We start from the raw sequence: 22633 nt of genomic DNA, 5'->3' as shown, positions 1-22633 counted from the left end.
TCAACCCGCGGGAACGGGCGAGACCGAGGAGATGCAGTACTTGTCGCCCGCCTCTCGCCGGACCTCCATCGTCCCGTTGTGGGGCTCGGTCCGGTCCAGGGTGCCGGTCATCGTCACCACGATCAGGTCCGGGCTCACCGCACGAGGATCCTTCGCACTGAGCGACGCGTTGCGGTCACCGTACTCCTTCGCGGCCTGACGGACCTTGTCCTTGGCGTCCGCACAGGCCGACTCGGCGGCCTTGTCGGGCTCGTCACCGAACACCGCGAGGATGAACTTGCCTGCCAAAACCGGGCCCCAGTTGAGCTGAAGCGGGGTCTGCGTCGCGTCGGCCGAGCTCGAAGACTTGCTGTCGCTCAGCAGGAAACCCGGCGCCACGAACGCGAGGATCACGAAGACGACCACGACGAGCGCGCCACCGCCGGCGATCAAGCCGATCAGCAGGCTGTTGCCCTTCTTCGGCGGCGGGTATCCCTGCTGCGGGTACTGCTGTTGCGGATACTGCTGCTGGGGGTACTGCTGATGGGGGTGGCCCTGCTGCGGATGCCACTGCGGCCCTTGCGGTCCCTGTGGATACGACATCGACGCTTCCTTCCCCCCGACGGCTGGTGCGCGAGGAATCTACCGTCCCCTTCGGACAGTCGAAAACCGGCTCCACCACAGGTCGGGTCTCCCTAGAATCGACCCATGAGACGGCTGGCCGTGGTGGTCTTCAACGGGGCGTCGCTCGGCGCGATGTCCTTCGCGTTCGGTGTGTTCGAGATGGCTTCGGCCTTCGGGGAGCTGCCCGACCTCGAACTCAAGGTCGTCGGTGGTGAACCGGAAACCGCGTTACGGGGCGGCGGCCTGACCGTCCCGGTCCCCGAAGACCTCGACGCGGTCCGGGACGCGGACCTCGTGCTGGTCCCCAACTGGCGGTCGCCGATGGAGGATCCGCCGGAAGCGGCGCTGGCGGCTCTCCGCTCGGCACACGACCGCGGTGCCCGGGTGGCCGGACTGTGCAGCGGTGCCTTCGTGCTGGCCGCCGCCGGATTGCTCGACGGGCGCCCCGCGACCACGCACTGGGCGATGGCGCCGCTGCTCGCGGCCCGGTTCCCCGCCGTCCGCCTCGACGAGTCGGTGCTCTACATCGACGACGGCGACATCCTGACCGCGGGCGGCGGTGCGGCGGGCATGGACCTCGGCCTGCACTTGATCCGCTCCTGGTGCGGCGCGGAGGTGGCGAACCGGCTGGCGAAGGGCATGGTCGTCCCGCCGCACCGGCCAGGTGGGCAGGCGCAGTACATCGAATCGCCGATGCCGGAACTCGACGAGGGCGACCCGGTGTCGGAGACGATGGCCTGGGCGCTGACCAGGCTGGACACGGCCCTCCCGGTCGACGAACTCGCCAGGCGGGCGCATATGAGCAGGCGAAACTACGACCGCCGGTTCCGCGAGATCACCGGCGCCGCGCCCGGCACCTGGCTGACGCATCAGCGCGTCATCCGGGCGCAGCAGTTGCTCGAATCCACCGATCTCCCGGTCGACGAGATCGCCAGATACTGCGGGTTCTCCTCGTCGGCCGCGCTCCGGCCGCATTTCCGCCGCCAGGTCGGGGTCACGCCGGTGTCGTATCGGGAGACGTTCGGGACCAGGCTGGGCGTGCCCGAACCCATGCTGTCTTGACCGGGCTGTCTCAAAACTGATCCCGGTTGGCGAAAACACCACTCACGGTCGGCACCGCACTCCGGCCACGATCGGGACATGACCGAAAACAGCCGTTCCTTCCTCAACCGCCGGTCCATGCTCACCCTCGGCGCGGGGGCCGCGGCCGCGCTGGTGGCCTCGGGTGGCGTCGCCGAGGCGAGCCGGCCCGCCGCCCCCGACGCCGAACTCGCGCGGTCGCTGCCCGGCGGCTTCCGCAGCGAGTACGCCCAGGTCAACGGGGTCCGGCTGCACTACGTCGCCGGCGGCCGGGGTGAGCCGCTCATCCTGCTGCCGGGCTGGCCGGAGACCTGGTGGCAGTACCGCAAGGTCATGCCGGAGCTGGCGAAGCGGTATCGCGTGATCGCCGTCGACCTGCGGGGAATGGGCGGCTCGGACAAGCCCCAAGGCGGATACGACAAGAAGACGATGGCCCGCGACATCTTCGAACTCGTCCGCGCGCTGGGCCACCGGCAGGCACATATAGCCGGGCACGACATCGGTGCGATGGTCGCGTTCGCCTTTGCCGCCAACCACGCCGATGCCACGAAGACCGTTACGCTCATGGACGTCTCGCACCCCGACGAAAGCCTGTACCAGCTCCCGATGCTGGCCCCGCCCGGGCAGCCGGTGAACGTCTGGTGGTTCGCCTTCAACCAGGTCGCGACGCTGCCCGAGCAGCTGCTGACCGGCCGGTCGCGCTTCCTCGTCGACTGGATGTTCGACCACCTGGCGGCCGACCCGGCCTCGATCGGGAGCCGGGACCGGGCGATCTACGCCGCCGCGTACGACCGCCCGGACGCCATCCGCGCCGGGAACGGCTGGTACCAGGCGTTCGGCCAGGACATCGAGGATCAGAAGGCGTACGGGAAGATCACCGCGCCGATGCTGGGGCTGGGCTCGGAGTTCAACTACGACTACCTCGCCGCGGTCCTGCCGTCCAAGGCGGCCGACGTCCGGGTGCGGAAGGTCTCCGGTTCCGGCCACTTCGTCGCCGAGGAGCAGCCGCGGACGGTCATCGACGAATTGCGGACCTTCCTCGGATGAGGCTTATACCCCGACCGAGCCAACGCCGCGCGCCGAACGACCCGGTTCACTCGGTCAGGTGAAAGACGCGGCGAGGCGTCATTCTCGTGGCGAGGGTCCCTCTTCTCTGGTGTGTCGGTACCGGCCGGGCAGCCCCCCGAACGGCCGGTACCGACATGGAAGTTCAGCTCAACCGATCCACCAGCGGGCCTTGTAGATCCACGCGCCGTGCAGCGCCAGCTCGGCGCGTGGAAAGGCCAGCCGGACGGTGTCCGTGCACCAGGTGCACAGGTGACCTTCCTGTACCGAGGACGTCAGGATCTGGCCGGTCCGCGGGTTCGTCGACACGCTCTTCACATGCGGCCGGTCGATCTCGCGTGCGCCCGCGTAGCGCTGGGTGAACCCGCCAGTGGTCTTCGAGAACTGATACACCCCTGCCTCCGTGGTCACCCACAGCAGATCCGGCCGGTTCGGGACCGGCTGGAGGTCGTGCCCGCCCTTGGTCGGCACCGCGACGGACCGCTGCTCGGTGAGTACCGGAGCAGCGGGCGTCCCGCCGACGCTCAACGCGACGAGCGCGTCGGTGCCCAGGGCCCACAACACGTTCCGTCCGGCGTCCCAGACCACGCCGTGCGCCCCCACCAGGCGGTATTCGGCGTAGGTCGTCGAGCGTTGTCCCTGTGACGCGGTGTAGACCCGCACCCAGCCGCCGGTGCTGGCCGCCACCGCGACGTTGCCGTCCGGAAGCAGTTCGATGCTGTGCGGATTGGCAGGGCCGCCTACGTTCGCAGCCCAGTACGCCCGGTCGCCCGCCGGATACGGCACGACGGCCGCGAAGCCACCCGACGCCGACGTCAGCAGGTACTTCTCGCCGCCTCGTTCGGCCAGCTTCGCGTCGCTCGGGTTGCTCCACGAGCCCGCCAGATCCGCCAGCCCGTTGGCGGCGTTCGGCGCCCACGCCCAGCTCACCTTCCGCTCCCGCCAGGAGGCCCGGTCGGCGGGCAGGACCAGGATCCGCTTGGACGCCTGCTCGGTGATGACGATCGAGCCGCGATCGAGCCCGGCGGCGTCCGCGTCCGCCACCGCAGGCGCGGACGCGGCGACCGAAAGGCCCGCGATGGCCAGCGCCACCAAGGATTTCCGCATGATCTTCATACCCAGACCGAACCCGCCCAGGATGACGGCCGGGTGGCGGTGATCGGAAACGTGCGTGTCGACGAGGTGACCCGGGATCAGAGGCTCGCTTCGGACCCCCGGAACAGCACTTCGCCGACCGGACGGCGTGCCGTCATCGGAGCCGGGCGACCGTATCCGAAGCGCAGCACGGCGTGCGGGCGGCCGAGGTCGGCGAAGACCCGGTCCATCGCGGCGCGGGTCTCCGGGGTTTCGAACGGCCTGCCGACGAACGACGTCGCGAGACCGGCGGCCGTCGCGGTCAGCAGTACCCGCTGCAGCACCATTCCCGCCCGCAGGTCCGCGGACGGGCCGGTCCCGGCGGTGAGGACCGCGCCGAGCACCGGATCACCGCCTTCGGGTTCGGCGGCGAGGAACGACTCCTGCGCGGGAATGCCGTGGGGTGACGGCGGTCTGGTCGGCGCCTGCACCCCGTCCGGCGCGTGGGCCGTCCGCCTCGTCCACAGCGCGACCTCCGCCTGGAACGCGCCGTTGCGCGCCTGCGCGGCCTCGGCCCGGTGCAGCACACGCGCGACCGCGTTCGCCCGGTCACCGCGGCCGAACAGTTCCAGCAGCCCGCCTTCCACCAGCGCGGCCGCGCACAACGTCGTCCGCGCCCAGACGGGCACCGGCCGGTCCGAAAACGGACGGCGGTTCGTGTGACGGCGGAAGACGACTTCGGCCAGCTTCCGCTCCTCCGGAGAGGAGAACCGGTCACCACCGATCACGACCTCGGCGAGCAGATCCGGCTCCTCCGGATTCGGTACCACCCGAAGCGAGAGGGTCTTGCCGTTGGACCGCAACGAAACGATCAGGTTGAACAGCGCCGCGCCGCACGAAAGCCGCGCCTCGCGAGCCTCCGGGTCGGCGATCCGGAGCACCCTGGTGCGATCGAGCCGGACTTCGATCCGCTCACGGTCGACGACGAACCGCCACGGCTGGGTGTTGAGCGGGGACGGCGCGCGGACGGCGGCCGCCACCGCTTGGTCGACATGGGTCGGCAACGGGATCTTCATCGTGGGCTCCGGGGGAAGGGGTTGGTCCACCATCGACCGGGGTACCCGGCGACCGCAACGGCCGCCGGTCACGGATTCCGAGGACTTTCGCCCCCGATTCATCCGGGAGCGAGGACTTAGGACCCTGTGCCGCGGAGGGCCGCGATGAGAGTCTCGATGACCGGAACGGAGCCGAGATGACCGACAAATGGACGATCGAGGTATCCCTGCAGCACGAGCCGTACCGAGTGCGCGCGGAAGCGTTGCTCCGCCTTGAGGACGGCGGTGAGTTCGTCGGCGTCGGGCTCGCGGAGGCCGGGCTGAGATCCGGTTCGACGTCCCAGGTCGGCGCCTACCTCGCGGTGACGCGGGCGCTCACGGACCTCACCGCGGAACTGCTGGAGACCGTCGCGTCCGACGTCGCCTGCTCGATCGAAGTCGACGGGATCCTCGCCACACAGTCGACGAACTGAACACCGGTCAGCGCAAGGGGGCGGACCAGTCGATCCTGGTTCCGCCCTCTTCTCTCGTCTCCGCGCGGAACGTCCCGCCCGCTTGCTCCGCGCGATCACGCAGATTCCGCAGACCGCCGACACCGCCGGGCTCGCCGCCGATCCCGGTGCCGTCGTCGGTGACCACGATCCGCAGGACATCGTCCTTCACCGCGACACTCACCGAAACGCCGCTCGCCCTGGCGTGCCGGACCACGTTGCCGACCGTCTCCCGCACCACCGCCTCGGCGTGTTCGGCGAACGGGAACGGGATCGCGTCGAGCGGCCCGGACAAACTGACCGTCGGATGGATGGGGGTGTCGTCGGTGAGTTCGGTGATCGAGTCGTAGAGGCGATGCCGCAGCCGCACGCCCTGCTGGCCCGCCTCGCCACCGTGGAGATCGAAGATCGCCGTCCGGATCTCGTGCACGATCTCGTGCATCTGGTCGATGCTCTCGCCGATCCGCCGCCGCAGTTCCGGCGAGTCCGCGCGGCGGTGCGTGCTCTGCATGGCGAGGCCGACCGCGAACAGCCGCTGGATGACATGGTCGTGCAGATCCCTGGCGATCCGGTCCCGATCGGCGAGCACGTCGAGCTCCCTGGCGGTGCGCTGCCGCGCGGCAAGCTGGAGCGCGAGCGCGGCCTGGTCGGCGAACGAGGCCACCACCGGCAGCTCGCCGAGCTCGAACGGGACCGCACCCGGGTTCCGCACCGCCATCAGCACCCCGGACGTCCGTTCCCGGGCGCGGAGCGGCACGACGAGCGTCGGGCCGAGTCGGATCTCCCCGCCGGGACCGAGTACCAGTTCCGGCACGCTGCGCGGGGTCCGGTCGCGGTAGACCGCCCCCGGCAACGACGTGGCGACACTGATCCGCACCCCGGTCAGCTCCGCCGCCCGCGCGCCCGCGCATACGGCGATGGTGAGTTCGTCCGCCTCGTCCTCGCCGTCCGGGCTGACGTCGAGCCTGCCGGAACCGGGCAGTGCCAGCAAAGTGAGATCGGAACCGGTGAGTTCCAGTGCCCGGCCGGCGATCAGGTTGAGCGCGTCGACGGGGTCGGTACCGCCCAGCAGTTCCGTGGTCACCTCACTGGTGGCCGCCTGCCACCGCTGGCGGATCCGCGTCTGCTCGTACAGGTGGGCGTTCTCGATCGCTATCCCGGCCGCGGCGGCGAGCGCCTGTACGACCACCTCGTCGTCGTCGGTGAAACTTTCCCCGCGTTTCTCGGTGAGGTAGAGATTCCCGAACACCTCGTCGCGCACCCGGATCGGCACGCCGAGGAACGAGCGCATCGGCGGATGGCACGGCGGGAACCCGACCGACGCGGGATGCCGTGAGATATCGGCCAGCCGCACCGGTTTCGCCTCGTCGATGACGAAACCCAGCAGTCCGTGACCTTTCGGGAGATGTCCGATCTGTTCTTTCGTCTCGCCGTCGATGCCGTGATAGACGAATTCGGCGAGCGAACCGTCGTCCGCGATCACCCCGAGTGCGCCATAAGTGGCTTCGCCGAGATCGATCGCCGCCTGCACGATCCGGTGCAGCGTCGCGTCCAGCTCCAGCCCCGACGCGATCCCGAGCACCGCTTCGAGCAGGCCGTCCATCTTGTCGCGCGTGCCGATGAGCCGTTCGATGCGGTCCTGGAGATCCCGCAACACCTCACGAACCCTCAGCTGGGAGAGCGCGCCGGTGATCCGGTCGTCGCTTCCGCCCAGCCGGTCATGAGCCGACATCCTGCTCCGCCTCCGAAGATCGGGACGACTCCCGGCCGTGGTGACTTTCTCCTCTTTCGGCCCCGCACCGCGGGCGGGACCGTCTCATCAGACAACCGTATTGCCCGTGGCGCAGCGGCGGGGGAAACCATGACCATACAAGTCACCAAGGTCGGACGTTTGAACTCCGAACAGGTGAATTCCGTGCTCCGGTCGGCCATGCTGGCCCCGTCGACGCACAACACACAGCCATGGCTTTTCCGGTGCACCGGAACCGGAATCGAGCTGCACGCCGATCCACGCCGTATCCTACCGGTCACGGACCCGGACGGCCGCGAACTCGTCCTCTCGTGCGGTGCCGCCCTGTTCACGCTCCGGACGGCGATTCACGCACTGGGCTTCCACCCGGCGACGACCCTGATGCCCAGCCGCGCCGATCCCGACCTGCTGGCCGTCGTCCGACCGCTCGCCGAACGCATGCCCGATCAGAAGGTCGTGCGGCTCGCCCGCGCGATCCCCCGCCGACGGACCAACCGGCGGCCGTTCCTGTCCAGCGTCGTGCCGAAACCGACGCTCACCACGCTCCGCCACGCCGCGGAGCTCGAACACGCGTGGATGTCGAACCTCGACGCCGAGCAATGCCTGCTCCTGCACGACCTCACCGCCCGCGCTCGCCGGAAGCAGCTCGCCGACCCCGCCTTCCTCGCCGAACTCGGCCGCTGGACCGGACTGGGCGCGAGCGCCCGAGACGGTGTGCCGTCCTACGCGACCGAGGGCAGCCCGGCCGACGAAAGCTGGCTCCTCGACGAATTCGGCGAAACGGCAGGCGATCCCCGGCCGGTCCCGCTGGTGGTGGCGATCGGATCGCTGACCGACGACCGGCTCGACCGGCTGCAGGCCGGTCAGGCCATGCAACGGGTGCTGCTCACCGCGACCGCCTCGGGACTCGACGCGTCGTTCATCTCGCCGCCGATCATGGTCCGTGAGGCACGTGCCGAACTCCGCCGGCTTCTCGGCTGCGGCGTATGGCCACAGGTACTGCTGCGGGTCGGCTACGGCTCGCCGCTGCCGTGGACGCCGCGCCGGCCGCTGAACGACGTTCTGCTCGACACGCTCATTTCCGCTTGAGTGATCGTCCTGCCTTCCCGGAGTCATGGGCCCCAGGGCTTCGAGACAACGCAGAGCGCCGTTGATGAGCGATTTGGGACGTCCAGCGTCCCAAATCCCTCATCAACTTGGCTGTGGCTGATCGCGGGTCGGGTCCGTGAAGGCCTCCTTGCCTACCCTCAAGGTACTGAAGGAGGCCTTCACTACCTTCAGAGATCGCCACCAGCAGCCCACCTGCACCAGCAACCACAGCAACCACCACGGCTGCGCGTGAAGGCCCCCTTCCCTCGGCTCAGCCGAGGAAACTCGACCTTCCCGGAGTCTTCCCGAAGTACATGAAGGCCCCCTTCCTTGCGCCTGACGCAAGGAAGGGGGCCTTCATGTACTCACTGCCGCCGCAATTCCGTCGCCAGCACCGCGGCCTGAGTACGCCGCTGCATCCCGAGTTTCGTCAGCAACCGCGACACGTAGTTCTTCACGGTCTTCTCGGCGAGGAACATCCGCTCGGCGATCTGCCGGTTGGTCAGCCCCTCACCGATCAGTTCCAGCAGCGTGCGTTCCTGATCGGAAAGGCCTGCCAGCGGGCCCTTCTTGGCGGCGTCTTCGCGGAATTTCGCCATCAGCGTCGCGGCGGCCCTGGCGTCCAGCAGCGACCGGCCGAGGCCGACCTCCTTGACCGCGGCCACCAGGTCCATGCCGCGGATGTCCTTGATGACGTAGCCGCTCGCGCCCGCCATGATCGCGTCCAGCATCGCCTGCTCGTCGGTGTAGGACGTGAGCATCAGGCATTTCAGTTCCGGCATCCTTGATCTCAGCTCCCGCGCGAGTTCGACGCCGTTGCCGTCCGGCAGCCGCACGTCGAGCACCGCGACGTCCGGCCGCAGCGCCGGGATCCTCGCCAGCGCTTGGGAAAACGTCGCGGCCTGTCCGACAACGCACAGGACGGCGTCCTCTTCGAGCATGTCCGCGACCCCTCGACGGACCACCTCGTGATCGTCGACCAGAAACACCCGGAGCATTCCGACCTCCACGGTTTCCCTCTCCTCGGATGAGCGTACGGTGCACGACCGGTCACTGCGACAGGCCAAAGGGCCCTGTTCGGCGCCCGTTCGAGTGGCTGCCGCCGACCGGACCAGGTTCATTTGCATCATTCGAGTCAGGACGTTCTGTTCTTCCCGGAGCAGTCCAGCCGCTGCGACGATCGCCTCATGTCCGAGACCACCCATTCGCCTGCCCCACCGTCAGGCTCTCCCGACCCGGCCGACGACCTCGTGGCCATGCGCAATCGAATCCGCTTCTACCGGACCCGTGCCGAACAACTCCAGTACGCGCTGGACCACCGGCTTCCCATCGAGCAGGCGAAGGGTATCCTCGCCGAGCGTTACCAGATCGACATCGATGCGGCGTTCGAACTGCTGCGCTCGTTCTGCCGCAACAACAACATGAAGATCCACGACGTCGCCAGGACGCTCATCGAGCAGCCGAGCGAAGGCGACCGCCGGATCTCTTGCTGAGTCACGCCATGTTCGGCGGGGGGCCCGCGACCACCACCGGCGCCGCAGACCGCGCGGGCACGGATTGGGTGATGAACCGAACGCCGCCCCCCAGACTTCGGGTGCTCGTCGCGGACGACAACCCGGTCATCGGCGATGCCCTGCGCGCCCTCCTGGACTCCGAGCCGGATATCGAAGTGGTCGCCGTCGCGCTGGACGCCGGCGAAGCGGTCGCACTCGCCGAGCTGCTGTCCCCCGAGGTCGCCGTGCTGGACGTCCGGATCCCCGGCGGTGGCGGCGCGTGGATGGCACGGGAGATCCGGCGGCGGGTGCCCCGTACGCGGTTGATGGCGTTCTCCGCGCACAGCGACACCCGATCCATCGCCCAGATGGCGTCCGCGGGCGTCACCGAGTACCTCGTGAAGGGCAGCCCCAACACCGAGATCGTCGCGGCCATCCGCCGCATCTGCGCGAACAGCGCGAACGGGACCGAGTAGCCGGGACGTCAGTCCGCGAGCCAGCGTTCCATACAAGCCAGGAGTTCCTCCGCGTTCACGGGTTTGGTCACGTAGTCGCTCGCCCCGGCGGCGAGGCTCTTTTCGCGGTCCCCTTCCATCGCCTTCGCGGTGACGGTGATGATCGGCAGGCCGGCGAACTTCGGCATCTCGCGGATCGCCGCCGTCGTCGCGTGGCCGTCCATCTCCGGCATCATCACGTCCATCAGGATCAGGTCGATGCCGTCGTCGGACAGCAGCTCCTCGATACCCTTGCGACCGTTGGGCGCGTGCACGACCGAAAGTCCGTGCAGTTCGAGCATCCCGGAGATCGCGAACACGTTGCGGGCGTCGTCGTCGACGAGCAGTACCTTGCGTCCCTGGAGCCTCGCCGGTCCGGCAGGCGGATCGGACGGCTGGTCCGAGGCGGGCACGGTCTCCGCCGGGGTCACCTCGGGCTGGCGCATCAGCGGCAGGATGCCTTCGAGTTCGCTGGCCGAGATGTGCAGCATGATCCGTTCCCGCAGCATGTCCAGCGACGGCAGCAGTTCGACGGGATGCACCCGCGCGTGCCCGTGCAGCAAGCGGTCCTGCGCGGCGCTGAGCTTGCGGGTCGCGTATGCCAGCACCGGGACCTCGACCCGGTCCGGCCCGTCGACGAGTCGTTTGAGGAACGTCAAGGCACTCGTCCCGGGGATGCTGGTGTCGAGCACGACGCAGCGGTAGCTGTCGCGTTTCAGTTCCTCGAACGCCTCCACCGGATCCGACACCGCCCGGACCTGGACCGAGCCGTGGCTGTCCGCGATGTCGGCCGCGACACCGCGGGCGAGCAGGGTCAGCAGACTGTTCTGCTCACTCTCCACCACGAGGACCCTTCGCTCCGCGGCGGCGTTGTCCACAGTGGACTCATCGAGGCTCGCGGGTGTGGTGAACCTGGCCACCGGCAGGTAGAGGGTGAACGTGCTGCCGGTCCCCAGGACGCTGTCCGCCCGGATCTCGCCGCCGAGCAGGTACGCGACTTCGCGGCTGATCGACAGCCCGAGCCCGGTGCCGCCGTACTTGCGGCTGGTGGTGCCGTCGGCCTGCTGGAAGGCACCGAAGATCGAATCGAGGTTCTCTTCGGCGATCCCGATCCCGGTGTCGGTGACGCTGAAGGCCACCAAGGATTCGTGCTGGAGCGTTCCTGACGGTGAAACGACGGTGTCGACCAGTTTGACCCGGAGCTCGACGCTGCCGTCTTCGGTGAACTTGACCGCGTTCGACAACAGGTTCCGCAGCACCTGCCGCAGTCGCTGCTCGTCGGTGAACAGCAGCTCCGGGACGTTGGGTTCGACGGTGACCTGGAAGTCGAGTCCCTTTTCCGCGGTCAGCGGACGGAAGGTCGTGCCCACGTAGTCGAGCAGCTGGCGCAGCGGGAACGGCTCGTGGTGGATGTCCATCTTGCCGGCCTCGACCTTCGACAGGTCGAGGATGTCGTTGATCAGCTGCAGCAGATCGGTGCCCGCGGACTGGATCACCTTGGCGAACTCGACCTGTTTGGGCGTCAGGTTCTGGGTCGAGTTCTGCGAAAGCACCCCGGCGAGGATCAGCAGGCTGGTCAACGGGGTCCGGAGTTCGTGCGACATGTTGGCCAGGAACTCCGACTTGTACTTCGACGCCAGCGCGAGCTGCTGCGCACGTTCCTCGATCTCCTGACGTGCCTGCTCGATTTCGAAGTTCTTCACCTCGATGTCGCGGTTCTGCCGCGCGAGCAGTTCGGCCTTCTCCTCCAGTTCCGCGTTGGACACCTGCAGTTTCGCCTGCTGCGCTTGAAGCTCCTCGGAACGGGCCTGCAGTTCCTCGGCGAGCCGCTGGGATTCTTCCAGCAGTGAGTCGGTCCGGGCGTTGGCGATGATCGTGTTGACGTTGACCCCGATGGTCTCCATCAGCTGTTCGAGGAAATCCTTGCGGACGGCGGTGAATTCGCCGAACGACGCCAGTTCGATGACGCCGAGCACCTGGTCCTCGAACACGATCGGCAGCACGATCAAGGCGACCGGTGGGGCGGAGCCGAGGCTCGACGAGATCTTCACGAAGCCCGGGGGCGTCCGGTCGACCACTATCGGCTTCTTCGTCTGCGCGGCCTGCCCGATCAGCGACTGCCCCATCGCGAACTCCGCGGGCGCGTCCGGATCCTCGCCGTGCCCGTAGCTGGTGATCAGCCGCAGCCGGACGCCGTCCTCCCCGGGCTCGGTGAGGAACAACGTGCCGTGCTGGGCGCCGACCAGCGGGGTCAGCTCGTTCATGATGAGCGTGGCGACCACCCGCAGGTCCCGATGGCCCTGCATCAGGCCCGAGATCCGGGCCAGGTTGGTGTTGAGCCAGTCCTGCTCCTCGTTCGCGCGCGTGGTCTCGCGCAGCGACTGGACCATCGCGTTGATGTTGTCCTTCAGTTCCGCGACCTCGCCCTGTGCCTCGACGGAGATCGACCGCGTGAGGTCGCCGGTGGCCACCGCGCTGGTCACCTCGGCGATCGCCCGGACCTGCCGGGTCAGGTTCCCGGCCAGCTCGTTGACGTTCTCCGTCAGCCGCTTCCAGGTGCCCGAAACGCCTTCGACCTCGGCCTGGCCGCCGAGCCGTCCTTCGCTGCCGACCTCACGGGCGACGCGCGTGACCTCCGCGGCGAACGCGGAAAGCTGGTCGACCATCGTGTTGATGGTGGTCTTGAGTTCCAGGATCTCGCCCCGCGCGTCGACGTCGATCTTGCGTGAGAGGTCGCCCTGCGCGACCGCGGTGGTCACCTGGGCGATGTTGCGGACCTGGCCGGTGAGGTTGTTCGCCATCGAGTTGACGTTGTCGGTGAGGTCCTTCCAGGTCCCGGCGACGTTCGGCACCCTGGCCTGCCCGCCGAGGATGCCCTCGGTGCCGACCTCGCGCGCCACGCGGGTGACCTCGTCCGCGAAAGCCGACAGCGTGTCGACCATCGTGTTGATCGTCTGCGCGAGCGCGGCGACCTCGCCCTTGGCCTCGACGGTGATCTTCTGGGACAGGTCACCCCTGGCGACCGCTGTCGCCACCTGGGCGATCGAGCGCACCTGGTCGGTCAGGTTGTCGGCCATGACGTTCACGGACTCGGTCAGGCCCTTCCACGTGCCCGACACACCCTTGACGTCCGCCTGACCACCCAGCCGCCCCTCCGTACCCACCTCACGGGCGACCCGCGTGACCTCGTCGGCGAACGACGACAACTGGCCGACCATCGTGTTGATGGTGTCCTTGAGCTCCAGGATCTCGCCGCGGGCGTCGACGCGGATCTTCTGCGACAGGTCGCCCTTCGCGACCGCGGTGGTGACCTCGGCGATGGACCGCACCTGATCCGTGAGGTTGTCGGCCATGACGTTCACGGACTCGGTCAGGCCCTTCCACGTGCCCGACACACCCTTGACGTCCGCCTGACCACCCAGCCGCCCCTCCGTACCCACCTCACGGGCCACGCGGGTGACCTCGTCGGCGAACGACGACAACTGATCCACCATCGTGTTGATCGTGTTCTTCAACTCCAGGATCTCGCCCCGCGCGTCCACCGTGATCTTCTGCGACAGGTCACCCTTCGCCACCGCCGTGGCCACCTGGGCGATGGAGCGCACCTGCGCGGTGAGGTTGCCCGCCATGAAGTTCACCGACGTCGTCAGATCCCGCCACGTCCCCGCCACGCCGGGCACCTGGGCCTGCCCACCGAGCGCTCCCTCGGTGCCGACCTCACGCGCCACCCGCGTCACCTCGTCGGCGAACGACGACAACTGATCCACCATCGTGTTGATCGTGTTCTTCAACTCCAGGATCTCGCCCCGCGCGTCCACCGTGATCTTCTGCGACAGGTCACCCTTCGCCACCGCCGTGGTGACCTCGGCGATCGAGCGCACCTGATCGGTCAGGTTGCCCGCCATGAAGTTCACCGACGTCGTCAGATCCCGCCACGTCCCCGCCACCCCGGGAACCTCCGCCTGGCCGCCCAGCCGTCCCTCGCTGCCGACCTCACGTGCGACCCGCGTCACCTCGTCGGCGAACGACGACAACTGATCCACCATCGTGTTGATCGTGTTCTTCAGCTCGAGCATCTCGCCCTTGACGTCGACGGTGATCTTCTGGGAGAGATCGCCCTTCGCCACCGCGGTCGCGACCTCGGCGATGTCACGCACCTGGCCCGTGAGGTTGCCCGCCATCGCGTTCACCGAATCGGTGAGGTCCTTCCAGGTCCCCGAAACCGAGGGCACCGCCGCCTGGCCGCCGAGCTTCCCCTCGGTCCCCACCTCGCGCGCGACCCGGGTGACCTCGGAGGTGAACAGTGCCAGCTGGTCGACCATCCCGTTGAAGACGACCGCCATCTCGTCCATCAGGACGTCGTCCACCTGAGGCAGGCGAGTGCTGAAATCGCCGTCGCGAACGGCTTTCAGCCCCTCCAGCAGCCGCTGCAGGCCCTGGTCGTCGATCGTCCCGCCCACCCGGACGGCTTCTCTCGATCCACGTTTGCTCGCCGGTTCCGGCATCGGGATGCCTCCTTCGTTCATTTCCGCGCGGCTCCGGGTGAGCCCAGCGGAATCCAGAAGGTCACCGACGTACCTTCGCCCGGTCTGCTGGAAACCCGGAACCAGCCTTGCGCCGCTTCCGCGCGTTCACGCATCGACGCCATTCCTATGTGCTCGCCCGACAAGGTTTCGTGCGCGTTCTCGCCGTCCGGTTTCAGCCCGTCGCCGTCGTCGACGACCGTCACCAGCAGACCGCCGTCCTGTCCCGTCAGCGAGACCACGACGGTGCGGGCGTTCGCGTGTTTACGCACGTTCACCAGCGCCTCCTGAAGAATCCGGAAGGCGGTGACGACGAGGTCGGGCGGCGGTTCGACGGCGAGATCGTGGCGCAGCGTGCAGTCGAGCCCCCAGCCGGCGACGACCTCGTCCAGGTAGTCGCGGACGGAGGCGAGCAGGTCCTCGTCGTTGAGCGCGGGCGGGCGCAATTGGGCGACGAGGATCCGCAATCGTCGGATCGCCCCTTGAATCGCTTCGTCGAGTTGCATCAAAGCCGGATCACGCCGTTGTGCGGCGAGCATCTGCAACCGCATGCTCACCGCTATCATCGACTGAATGGAATCGTCGTGAACATCCCACGCGATACGGCGACGTTCTGTTTCCTGTGCCCGGACCAAATGCGCGAAGGCCCGTCGCCGTTCTGTCCTTTCCTCCAGTGTTTCCCGGCGTTCGGTGAGATCGCGGGTGACTTTGCCGAAACCGACGAGGCCGCCCTGTTCGTCGCGCAACGCGGTGATCACGGTGTTGGCCCAGAACCGTTGCCCGCCGCGGCGGACACGCCAACCTTCTTCCTCGTGACTCCCTATCTCCGCGGCGACCAGCAGTTCCGCCGCGGGTTTGCCGTCGGCGACGTCCGAGTCGGTGTAGAAAACGGAGAAATGACGGCCGAGGATCTCCTCCTCCGTGTACCCCTTGATCCGTTGCGCTCCCGGGTTCCAGCTGATCACCCGTCCGTCGGCGTCCAGCAGGTAAATGGCGTAGTCGACGACGCTGTGCATGAACAACTCGAAGAGCACAGCGCTGCGGTGATCAGGCGTCTGTTCCGATGGCAGCATGGCCATAGTGCAGCTTGGCACTCGGATACGTCTCCCCGCTACGGCCGTTCGAGGAGGCCATTCTTGCGCGCGTGCACCACGGCTTCGAGTTTGGAATGGGTCCCGGTCTTCACCAGGATCCGTTGCACGTGATTCCGCACGGTATTCCGCGCCAGCCGCAGTTCTTCGGCGATCCGGTCGGTCCCGGCGCCTTCGGCGATCAACCCCAGCACCTGCCGCTCCCGCAGGGTCAGCACCGGGCCGAGCCTGCCCGAACCGCCGCCCAGCATGGCCAGCGCGCCGCTGAGCAACTCGGGGTCGATGACCATGTCGCCTGCCGCGATGGCCCTGATCGCGGTGATCAACTCGTCGAGGAGACCGGATTTCAGCAGCAACCCGGCCCCGCCGACCTCGAGGATCCTGGCGACGATGGCGCTGTTCGCGTCGCCGGTCAGCACCAGCACCCTGCTCGACGGCGACACCGCGCGGAACCCGGCGATCGCCTCGATCCCGTCGCCGTCCGGCAGCCGCCGATCGAGCAGCACGATGTCGGGCAGGTGTTCCTCCGCCGCGATCATCCCGTGCGCCAAGGACTCCACCGATGCCACCAGGTCGATCTCCGGGAACTCCTCGAAGGCCGCGCCGAGGGCTTCGGCGACCATCTTGTGGTCCTCGACGAGCAGCACCCGGATCGGGGCCGCCGCCGGGGGCATGGGCTGCGGAGAGCTCGGGTTCGGCATGCACCTTCTCCGTCGATCGTGGTCTCGCCGAATCATTGTCCGGCAGATTCACGGAAATCAATCCCGCCCACGGCCGTATTCACCCACGTGCGGATCGCGGGTCACCGTGCCGGATGAGCCGGCGCATTGTCCCACCGCCGCGGGTCCGGCCGTCGTTTCGACGCCGACCCGTGACCCGCCGTACCCGTCCTGCGACCGAGTGGGGTCTTTGTGCCCTTGATGCCACAACCTTCGGCGCTGACCGGAACGGCCATCGGTACCTCATCGTCGTAAGTGACGAATTCGCGGCCGTGACCGCGGGAAGAGGGTGACCGGGACGTGACCACGAGAATCTGCGAGACCCGCCGCCGTCCCGGCGCGCACGCTTCCGTCCACCGGGTGCCGCTCGCCGCCGAACTCGAGCGGCTGCCGAGGGTCGTGGCGAAACCGGAGACGCACACGTCCCTGCTCGACGACGTCCTGACCGCCATCCGGCATCTCGACGGCGCGGCCCTCGCCACGCGGTCGCGGCGCCGGTTCCCGCGGTGGAGCCCACAGGACCGGCGCGTCCAGCGACTGCGCGGCTGGCTCAGCGGCGCACCCGGCTGACCGGGCGGGACCGTCACACCGGGCGCCACCGGCCGATGTCGGACTCCATCGGCACGATCCGGGTCAGCGACGAGCGGACCTTCAGCTCCATCGCCCTGTCCCGGCCGCGAGTCCCGCGAGGCGCGTACGGGTAGAAAGTGCCGCGCTCCCGGCGGTAGACCATCGTCAGCCTCGGGTGGCGCATATCCCGCAACTCGGCGAAATCGACCGTCGTGTGCAGCAGCCACGACGCGAAACCGGCCTGAGCCAGCCTCTCGTTGACGTCGACGAGATCGTCGAGCAGCCAGCCGAGGTCCCCGTTCTCCCGCCAGCAGCGGACGATCGTCCTGCCGTGCGCGTCGTGGGTGACCACGTTGCGGCGAGCGGAATCCCCGGCGAGACCGGCGATGATCTCCGCCTCCGTCCCCGCACCGGGGCGTCCCTCCGCGACGAAGCAGACCGTCCCCGAACCGGTCGGCGCGAGCGCGTGACCGGATCGCAGTGCCAGCACCGCCGACCTCAGTTCCAGCAACGGAAGCAGGCTCGGCCGCACCGACCGGCTCTTCCCGAGTAGGCTTCCCAACAACGCCATGGCTCCACCGCACCTTTCTTCCGCGTGGAGCCTTTCCGATTACGTCCTCGCGTCCTAGGGCCGCACGGTCGCGTGTTACCGGCGACAAGTCACCGGTTCCGGTGACCAACGGCCCTACCAGGCGATTGCCCGTCGTTTTTCCGTCGGTGGTCAACGGTTCGCGGCCGAAGAAGGTTACGGCTGTCCACCGTGCCGTCGACGACGCCGCGCGCGACCTCCGACAGCTTCCTGTTCGAACTGCGGGCGAAGGAACGCATGCGCTGGAAAGCGGTGCCGACGTCGATGGCGGCGCGCTCGGCGAGCACTCCCTTGGCCTGCTCGATGACGACCCGGCTGTCGAGGGCCGTCTGCAACTGCTGTGAAAGCGTCCGATAGTGCCGCAATTCCCGCTGCTGCAGGAGACACAGGGTCGCGACGTCGGCGAGCGCACGGCCCAGCCGGCGGTCTTCGACGCTCAGGACGACGGTTTCGGCACTGAGGAAGGCGATCGAACCGACGGTTTCATCCATGGCTCGCAACGGAAACACGGAAACCGCGGCGTAGCCCTGCCCTGCCATCCTGGCCACGTAGCCAGGCCAGCGGGAGACCGCGGCGGAAAGGTCGTGCACGGCGACGTCGGTCCCGGTTTCGAACGATTCGAGCACCGGCCCTTCCTCCGCCACCGCTGGATGGCGTTGCAGTTTCAGACCTGGCAGGAAGACCTCGGTGGAGTCGATCGGCAACAGCCGCGCGCATTCATGGGACAAGGTGTCCACGACCTTGTCCGGCCCGGGGCCTTCCGTAACACTCGCGGTCAAACTCGCGAACGCCGCACAAACCGCGGGTTCCCTGCTCGCTCTCGCGGCGATTTCCGTGTCCCAGCTATCCACTAGAGCGATTCTGGCCCGCACCGCGACACCCGGCAACGACCAGATGGAGGATCCTGTGACCGAGCGCCACGCACAGCGACGACCGTTGATCTCGGCAGCGTAACGATCGCCGGATTCTCAGTGGCTCCGCAGGGAAAACGGCGGCACCGTGTTCGCCCTCAGCGCCTCTTCGTCCATAGTGGACTCACCGATCCCCGCCTTGCCGATCTTCTCCGCGACGACGGCGCCGGGATCGTCGAGCGTGTCGGCCCTGCCGCTCAGGAAGGCCCACTCGTGCTCGTCCGAACCGTAGTAGAGCACGGTCCCGAACGACTCGGTGAACCGGCGCCACGCCGTGATCAGTGTCTGGTTGCGCCACAGCGTCGGGCACCCGGCCTGGCAGCCGACCACTCCCCCGTCGGCGAGCAGCGCCGTGCACCGGGCCAGGAAGTCGGTTCCGTACAACCGGTTGTGCTGCGCCGCCGGATCGTCGTTCTCGTCCGGCAGGTCGATCACGACGACGTCGTAGGAGTCGCCGCGCTCCCGCGCTTCGGCGAGGAACTCCCAGCCGTCGCGGTAGTGCACACGGACCTTGCCCTCCCCGCGTTCGGCACGGGCCAGATCGTCGAGTGTGTAGCCGTACGGAAGGTACTCGGCGCAGGCACGCACCGCTTCGGCGTCGATGTCGACGTGGTCGACCACCTCAGCCCCCGCCGCGACGGCGAGCTCGGAGGCGACCCCCTCGCTGGACCCGATGATCAGCACCCGCTCGACGCGTTCGGCGAGCAGCAATGTCGGGACCATCAGCGCCTCGTGGTAGACGAGCTGGCTCAGCTCGGTGCTCTGCCGTTCGTCGTCACAGAAGAGCGAGATCCCCTGCGCGGTCCGTCCGATGAGGACGTTCTGGAACGCGGTGCGGCCCTCGAACAGCACCTCCTCGACGTCCCAGTTCCGGGTGAGCCCCGCGCCCATCGGCTCGACGATCACTCGCTGCGCCATCAGTTCTCTCCTCGTTCCACAGTGGACATCCGGACGGTGCCGGCGCCCAGCATCTTCGCCAACAGCGCGACCGCGCGCTCCGGATCCGCCCGATCCCCGCAGGTGAACACGTCCACGAACACCGAGCCGATCTCCGGATAGGTATGCACCGACGCGTGCGATTCGGCCAGCAGCGCGAGCACCGTGACCCCTTGCGGGGCAAAGGAATGCGACACGACTTCGCAGACCGTCGCCCCCGCCTCGGTCACAGCTTCGGCGAGGGTCTTCTTCAGGAGCGAGGCGTCGTCGAGCAGCGACGGCTCGATCCCCTCGAACTCCGCGAGTACGTGGCGGCCGGCGAACCGGCCGACAAGTGGTTCTTCAGCCGTCATCGGCGAACCTCCCCACACAATAGGTGCGCAACGGCTCGATTCCGTTGAATGCGACGGAAGAATAGCTGGCGGTGTACGCCCCGGTGCCCGGGATGTCCAGCCGGTCGCCCGCCTTCAACGACCTCGGCAGCGCGCACGGCGTCCGCTGGTACAACACGTCGTCACCATCGCAGGTCGGCCCCGCGAGGACCACCGGTCCTTCCGGTCCCTTAACGCCGACGGGCTCCAGCCGATACGCGACAGCTTCGTTCTCACACTCAGCCATTCCGTTGTACCTGCCGACATCGAGATAAACCCAGCGGCGTTCGTCGGCGGCGGCACGAGTGGTCACCAGTACGACTTCGGTCCTGATCAGCCCGGCGTCGGCGACGATCACCCGGCCGGGCTCGAGCAGCAGCTCCGGCTCCGGCAGATGCTCGCCGAGGGCGGCGTGGATCGCCGTCGCGTAGTCCGCCAGCGACGGCACGGGTTCCCGGTGCTCGGTGGCGAAGCCGCCACCGATGTTCAGCCGTTCCAGTACGACGCCCGCTTCGGCGGCGACCTTGGCCGCGGTCGCGATCCCGATCTCCCAGGCGGCCGGATCCGGCTGCTGCGAGCCGACGTGGAACGCGATTCCCGGGCGCAGCCCGGCTTCCACGGCCTGCCGGAGCAGGACCGCCGCCACCGCCGGTTCGCAGCCGAACTTGTGGCCGAACGGCGTCACCGAGTCCGGGCCACCGGTCAGCAAACGGACCGAAACGAGCGAACCGGGCGCGTGCTCGGCCAGGTTCGCCAGATCACCGGCGGAGTCCGTGGTGAATTCACGGACTCCGCGCGCGTAGGCGAACGCGATGTCCGCCGGTTTCTTGATCGTGTTGCCGTAGGCCAGTTCCGCCGCCCGCGCGCCCCTGGACAGGCAGAGCTCGATCTCCGCCGTCCCCGCCACGTCGAATCCCGCACCGGTCGACGCCACCGCGTCGAGTACCTCGGGAGCCGGATTCGCCTTGACCGCGTAACGGATCACCGCGCCGGGGAAGGCCGTCGAGACCGCGGCCGCACGCTCCGCGACCACGTCGGTATCGACGACCAGGCACGGTGTCGGCGGCTCGCGGTCCGCCAGGAAGGCGCGGATCCGGTTCAGGCTTTCGGTCACCCTGCCCAGGGTGTCAAATACCGATCACCGGGCCGGAACCCGGGTCACGCCCGGCTGTCTCCCGAGGCCTGCTCCGGCAGGTCGACCCCGTGTTCGGCGGCCAGTCGCTCCAGGTTGGCCAGATCGGCACCGACGGCCGAAGCCCTGTCCTCGTCAGAGGCCTGCTTGGCGATCTGAACGTCCTCCCTCGCCTGCCGTACCCGGTCCCGCAGATTCACCGCGAACTCGCTCATCGTGCACCCCCGATCTCCCGCACCTTGTCTGCTTTCACCCTAGGACCCTCCGAATCGGTCACCCACGTGATCTGTGTCATCACGGGTTCGTTCGCGTCGGAGTGAAGCAGTATGACGGCTGCGCCCGGGTTTCGCAGATTCAGCGTAGCCCGGCTTTTTCACCGGCCTCCCGCGCGACCGGCCGCCTGCCGAGCACCGCGAGCGGGGCCAGGGCGCACAGACCGCCCGCCACGGCGACCAGAACGTAGCCGCCCAGACCGAACAGCTGCCCGGCGAGCAGGCTCGCCGCGGCCGAAGTGCCCCAGACGAAGGCGTCGACCGTGCCCTGCGCCCTCGTCCGCTGAGCCGGCGGGAGATCGCGGCTGAGCATGCTGCTGCCGCCGACGAACACCAGGTTCCAGCCGTAGCCCAGCAGGAACAGCGCGACCGGGATTCCCACGTGATGCGAATCGGGGGCGCCGATCACGGTGACCGCCGCGACGGTGAGCGTCCCGATCCCGCCGAAGATGGTCGCGCGGCCGCCCCAGCGGTCGGCGATCCAGCCGGACAACGGCGCCAGCGCGAACATCCCGACCAGATGGGCGCTCAGCACCCAGCCGACGACGTCGAGCCCCTGACCGTGCTCGTGCAGCTGGACCGGGGTCATCGTCATCACCGCCACCATCGCCAGCTGCGCGCCGACCATCGCCACCAGCGGCCCGAGGACCACCGGGTTCCGCACGGACATCCGCTCCCGCTTCGGCACTCCCTCCTCCGGGGCGGCGAGACCCCGCGGCAGGGTGGCGACGGCGACCACGGCGATGGCCACGACCATCGCCCCCGCCGCGATCGGACCGGACAGGGCGGGGAGTTCGGCGGCTTCCGCCCTCGCCGCGGCCGGCGCGATCAGGGCGGGCCCCGCGACCGCGCCGACGGTCCCCGCCCAGACCATTGTGGATAGTGCGAAACCCTTGCGGTGCTCGGGCGACAGATCGGCCGCGGTGTACCGGGAGAGCTGCGCCCCGCTGTTGCCGAAGCCGATCAAGGGCATCCCCGCCACCAGCGCGAGCACGGATCCGCCGAGCACCCCGGCGAACGAGATCAGCGCGCCCGTCACCGCGGCTCCGTACAAGAGCACCAGGACGAACCGCCTGCCGAACCTCGCGGCCAGCGCACCCGACGACAACGACCCCACGGCGGAACCAAGGACCAGCACGGCGCTCGGCAACCCGCTCCACGCCGCGCCCGCGTGCTCGACCATGATCAACGCGGCCGTGGTGGACAGGCCGACGACCGCGGTGCTGAGACAGGCGACGCCCATGAAGAGCGCGAACATCGGTTTCATGATTCAAACCTAGGGATTCCGGACGCCGCGGCGAATAGGCTGTCGAAGGCCTCGCGGG

Annotated in this window: 22 protein-coding genes; 7 read left to right on the top strand and 15 right to left on the bottom strand. The window is 68.5% G+C overall.

Going from position 1 to position 22633, the window contains the following annotated elements:
* Entirely contained in the window at nt 1-582 is a 582-nt protein-coding gene (locus ACIBTM_RS24900; RefSeq protein WP_395879507.1) for a hypothetical protein, read from the bottom strand.
* A gap of 105 nt (nt 583-687) precedes the next feature.
* Here ACIBTM_RS24900 and ACIBTM_RS24895 point away from each other — a divergent pair, with 105 nt between their 5' ends.
* Nucleotides 688-1665 carry a GlxA family transcriptional regulator gene (locus tag ACIBTM_RS24895; protein WP_395879506.1) on the top strand — a complete coding sequence of 326 codons (978 nt, stop codon included), beginning with the start codon at nt 688-690 and terminating at the stop codon, nt 1663-1665.
* Between the two features lie 78 nt (nt 1666-1743).
* A complete protein-coding gene (locus ACIBTM_RS24890) occupies nt 1744-2730 on the top strand; it encodes an alpha/beta fold hydrolase (RefSeq protein ID WP_395879505.1) in 987 nt (328 codons plus the stop codon).
* A 168-nt stretch (nt 2731-2898) separates the two neighbouring features.
* On the opposite strand, the gene ACIBTM_RS24885 is transcribed toward ACIBTM_RS24890, so the two are convergent.
* Entirely contained in the window at nt 2899-3864 is a 966-nt protein-coding gene (locus ACIBTM_RS24885) for a DUF6528 family protein (RefSeq protein WP_395879503.1), read from the bottom strand.
* A 77-nt stretch (nt 3865-3941) separates the two neighbouring features.
* Nucleotides 3942-4898: an Acg family FMN-binding oxidoreductase gene (locus ACIBTM_RS24880; RefSeq protein WP_395879502.1), complete on the bottom strand. Its 957-nt coding sequence runs from the start codon at nt 4896-4898 to the stop codon at nt 3942-3944.
* Between the two features lie 176 nt (nt 4899-5074).
* On the opposite strand from ACIBTM_RS24880, the gene ACIBTM_RS24875 reads away from it, so the two are divergent.
* Nucleotides 5075-5350 (top strand): dsRBD fold-containing protein, encoded by a 276-nt coding sequence (locus tag ACIBTM_RS24875; protein WP_395879501.1) that lies wholly within the window; start codon nt 5075-5077, stop codon nt 5348-5350.
* Between the two features lie 7 nt (nt 5351-5357).
* On the opposite strand, the gene ACIBTM_RS24870 is transcribed toward ACIBTM_RS24875, so the two are convergent.
* Entirely contained in the window at nt 5358-7100 is a 1743-nt protein-coding gene (locus ACIBTM_RS24870; protein ID WP_395879500.1) for a GAF domain-containing sensor histidine kinase, read from the bottom strand.
* Between the two features lie 129 nt (nt 7101-7229).
* Here ACIBTM_RS24870 and ACIBTM_RS24865 point away from each other — a divergent pair, with 129 nt between their 5' ends.
* A complete protein-coding gene (locus tag ACIBTM_RS24865) occupies nt 7230-8207 on the top strand; it encodes an Acg family FMN-binding oxidoreductase (protein ID WP_395879499.1) in 978 nt (325 codons plus the stop codon).
* Between the two features lie 365 nt (nt 8208-8572).
* Here the strand turns inward: ACIBTM_RS24865 and ACIBTM_RS24860 are convergent, their stop codons facing one another.
* Nucleotides 8573-9205 (bottom strand): response regulator, encoded by a 633-nt coding sequence (locus tag ACIBTM_RS24860; protein ID WP_395879498.1) that lies wholly within the window; start codon nt 9203-9205, stop codon nt 8573-8575.
* 189 nt (nt 9206-9394) lie between these two features.
* Between ACIBTM_RS24860 and ACIBTM_RS24855 the strand changes: the two genes are divergently transcribed.
* Nucleotides 9395-9700, top strand: coding sequence for an ANTAR domain-containing protein (locus tag ACIBTM_RS24855; RefSeq protein WP_395879497.1), 306 nt, complete (start codon nt 9395-9397; stop codon nt 9698-9700).
* A 101-nt stretch (nt 9701-9801) separates the two neighbouring features.
* Complete coding sequence (locus ACIBTM_RS24850; protein ID WP_395879934.1) at nt 9802-10176, top strand: response regulator transcription factor; 375 nt, start codon at nt 9802-9804, stop codon at nt 10174-10176.
* Nucleotides 10177-10184: 8 nt separating this feature from the next.
* On the opposite strand, the gene ACIBTM_RS24845 is transcribed toward ACIBTM_RS24850, so the two are convergent.
* From ACIBTM_RS24845 to ACIBTM_RS24835, 3 genes are read right to left on the bottom strand one after another with little or no spacing between them, the layout of a single operon-like run.
* The gene (locus tag ACIBTM_RS24845) at nt 10185-14699 is read right to left on the bottom strand and encodes a HAMP domain-containing protein (protein ID WP_395879496.1); all 4515 of its coding nucleotides are present in this window, start codon (nt 14697-14699) and stop codon (nt 10185-10187) included.
* A 17-nt stretch (nt 14700-14716) separates the two neighbouring features.
* Nucleotides 14717-15796 (bottom strand): PAS domain S-box protein, encoded by a 1080-nt coding sequence (locus tag ACIBTM_RS24840; RefSeq protein WP_395879495.1) that lies wholly within the window; start codon nt 15794-15796, stop codon nt 14717-14719.
* Between the two features lie 32 nt (nt 15797-15828).
* Nucleotides 15829-16509 (bottom strand): response regulator, encoded by a 681-nt coding sequence (locus ACIBTM_RS24835; RefSeq protein WP_395879494.1) that lies wholly within the window; start codon nt 16507-16509, stop codon nt 15829-15831.
* Nucleotides 16510-16827: 318 nt separating this feature from the next.
* Here ACIBTM_RS24835 and ACIBTM_RS24830 point away from each other — a divergent pair, with 318 nt between their 5' ends.
* A complete protein-coding gene (locus tag ACIBTM_RS24830) occupies nt 16828-17097 on the top strand; it encodes a hypothetical protein (protein ID WP_395879493.1) in 270 nt (89 codons plus the stop codon).
* Nucleotides 17098-17110: 13 nt separating this feature from the next.
* On the opposite strand, the gene ACIBTM_RS24825 is transcribed toward ACIBTM_RS24830, so the two are convergent.
* From ACIBTM_RS24825 to ACIBTM_RS24795, 7 genes are all read right to left on the bottom strand, one after another.
* Nucleotides 17111-17668, bottom strand: coding sequence for a hypothetical protein (locus ACIBTM_RS24825; protein ID WP_395879492.1), 558 nt, complete (start codon nt 17666-17668; stop codon nt 17111-17113).
* 89 nt (nt 17669-17757) lie between these two features.
* Nucleotides 17758-18537 carry a GAF and ANTAR domain-containing protein gene (locus ACIBTM_RS24820; protein WP_395879491.1) on the bottom strand — a complete coding sequence of 260 codons (780 nt, stop codon included), beginning with the start codon at nt 18535-18537 and terminating at the stop codon, nt 17758-17760.
* 117 nt (nt 18538-18654) lie between these two features.
* A complete protein-coding gene (locus ACIBTM_RS24815) occupies nt 18655-19515 on the bottom strand; it encodes a spermidine synthase (RefSeq protein WP_395879490.1) in 861 nt (286 codons plus the stop codon).
* Complete coding sequence (speD, locus tag ACIBTM_RS24810; protein ID WP_395879489.1) at nt 19515-19886, bottom strand: adenosylmethionine decarboxylase; 372 nt, start codon at nt 19884-19886, stop codon at nt 19515-19517. Before speD ends, ACIBTM_RS24815 begins: the two co-directional genes overlap by 1 nt.
* Complete coding sequence (locus tag ACIBTM_RS24805; RefSeq protein ID WP_395879488.1) at nt 19876-21018, bottom strand: type III PLP-dependent enzyme; 1143 nt, start codon at nt 21016-21018, stop codon at nt 19876-19878. The genes speD and ACIBTM_RS24805 overlap by 11 nt, the downstream gene beginning before the upstream one ends.
* A 44-nt stretch (nt 21019-21062) precedes the next feature.
* The gene (locus ACIBTM_RS24800) at nt 21063-21251 is read right to left on the bottom strand and encodes a hypothetical protein (protein WP_125735850.1); all 189 of its coding nucleotides are present in this window, start codon (nt 21249-21251) and stop codon (nt 21063-21065) included.
* A 139-nt stretch (nt 21252-21390) separates the two neighbouring features.
* Nucleotides 21391-22575, bottom strand: a complete 1185-nt coding sequence (locus ACIBTM_RS24795; RefSeq protein ID WP_395879487.1) for an MFS transporter — start codon at nt 22573-22575, stop codon at nt 21391-21393.
* Nucleotides 22576-22633 lie beyond the last annotated feature (58 nt).

It is taken from the genome of Amycolatopsis sp. NPDC049868 (genome assembly GCF_044461365.1).
Taxonomy (GTDB): domain Bacteria; phylum Actinomycetota; class Actinomycetes; order Mycobacteriales; family Pseudonocardiaceae; genus Amycolatopsis.
Note: the sequence above shows the minus strand (reverse complement) of the source record. Positions and strands in the feature narration are given on the sequence as shown.

Excerpts from the sequence above, each read along its gene's own strand:
- ACIBTM_RS24895 (WP_395879506.1), top strand. The coding sequence starts at position 688 with ATGAGACGGCTGGCCGTGGTGGTCTTCAACGGGGCGTCGCTCGGCGCG.
- ACIBTM_RS24815 (WP_395879490.1), bottom strand. The coding sequence starts at position 19,515 with ATGGCGCAGCGAGTGATCGTCGAGCCGATGGGCGCGGGGCTCACCCGG.
- ACIBTM_RS24875 (WP_395879501.1), top strand. The coding sequence starts at position 5,075 with ATGACCGACAAATGGACGATCGAGGTATCCCTGCAGCACGAGCCGTAC.
- ACIBTM_RS24835 (WP_395879494.1), bottom strand. The coding sequence starts at position 16,509 with ATGCCGAACCCGAGCTCTCCGCAGCCCATGCCCCCGGCGGCGGCCCCG.
- ACIBTM_RS24855 (WP_395879497.1), top strand. The coding sequence starts at position 9,395 with ATGTCCGAGACCACCCATTCGCCTGCCCCACCGTCAGGCTCTCCCGAC.
- ACIBTM_RS24795 (WP_395879487.1), bottom strand. The coding sequence starts at position 22,575 with ATGAAACCGATGTTCGCGCTCTTCATGGGCGTCGCCTGTCTCAGCACC.
- ACIBTM_RS24890 (WP_395879505.1), top strand. The coding sequence starts at position 1,744 with ATGACCGAAAACAGCCGTTCCTTCCTCAACCGCCGGTCCATGCTCACC.
- ACIBTM_RS24840 (WP_395879495.1), bottom strand. The coding sequence starts at position 15,796 with ATGGCCATGCTGCCATCGGAACAGACGCCTGATCACCGCAGCGCTGTG.
- speD (WP_395879489.1), bottom strand. The coding sequence starts at position 19,886 with ATGACGGCTGAAGAACCACTTGTCGGCCGGTTCGCCGGCCGCCACGTA.
- ACIBTM_RS24870 (WP_395879500.1), bottom strand. The coding sequence starts at position 7,100 with ATGTCGGCTCATGACCGGCTGGGCGGAAGCGACGACCGGATCACCGGC.
- ACIBTM_RS24845 (WP_395879496.1), bottom strand. The coding sequence starts at position 14,699 with ATGCCGGAACCGGCGAGCAAACGTGGATCGAGAGAAGCCGTCCGGGTG.
- ACIBTM_RS24885 (WP_395879503.1), bottom strand. The coding sequence starts at position 3,864 with ATGAAGATCATGCGGAAATCCTTGGTGGCGCTGGCCATCGCGGGCCTT.
- ACIBTM_RS24800 (WP_125735850.1), bottom strand. The coding sequence starts at position 21,251 with ATGAGCGAGTTCGCGGTGAATCTGCGGGACCGGGTACGGCAGGCGAGG.
- ACIBTM_RS24860 (WP_395879498.1), bottom strand. The coding sequence starts at position 9,205 with ATGCTCCGGGTGTTTCTGGTCGACGATCACGAGGTGGTCCGTCGAGGG.
- ACIBTM_RS24900 (WP_395879507.1), bottom strand. The coding sequence starts at position 582 with ATGTCGTATCCACAGGGACCGCAAGGGCCGCAGTGGCATCCGCAGCAG.
- ACIBTM_RS24825 (WP_395879492.1), bottom strand. The coding sequence starts at position 17,668 with ATGGCGTTGTTGGGAAGCCTACTCGGGAAGAGCCGGTCGGTGCGGCCG.
- ACIBTM_RS24880 (WP_395879502.1), bottom strand. The coding sequence starts at position 4,898 with ATGAAGATCCCGTTGCCGACCCATGTCGACCAAGCGGTGGCGGCCGCC.
- ACIBTM_RS24865 (WP_395879499.1), top strand. The coding sequence starts at position 7,230 with ATGACCATACAAGTCACCAAGGTCGGACGTTTGAACTCCGAACAGGTG.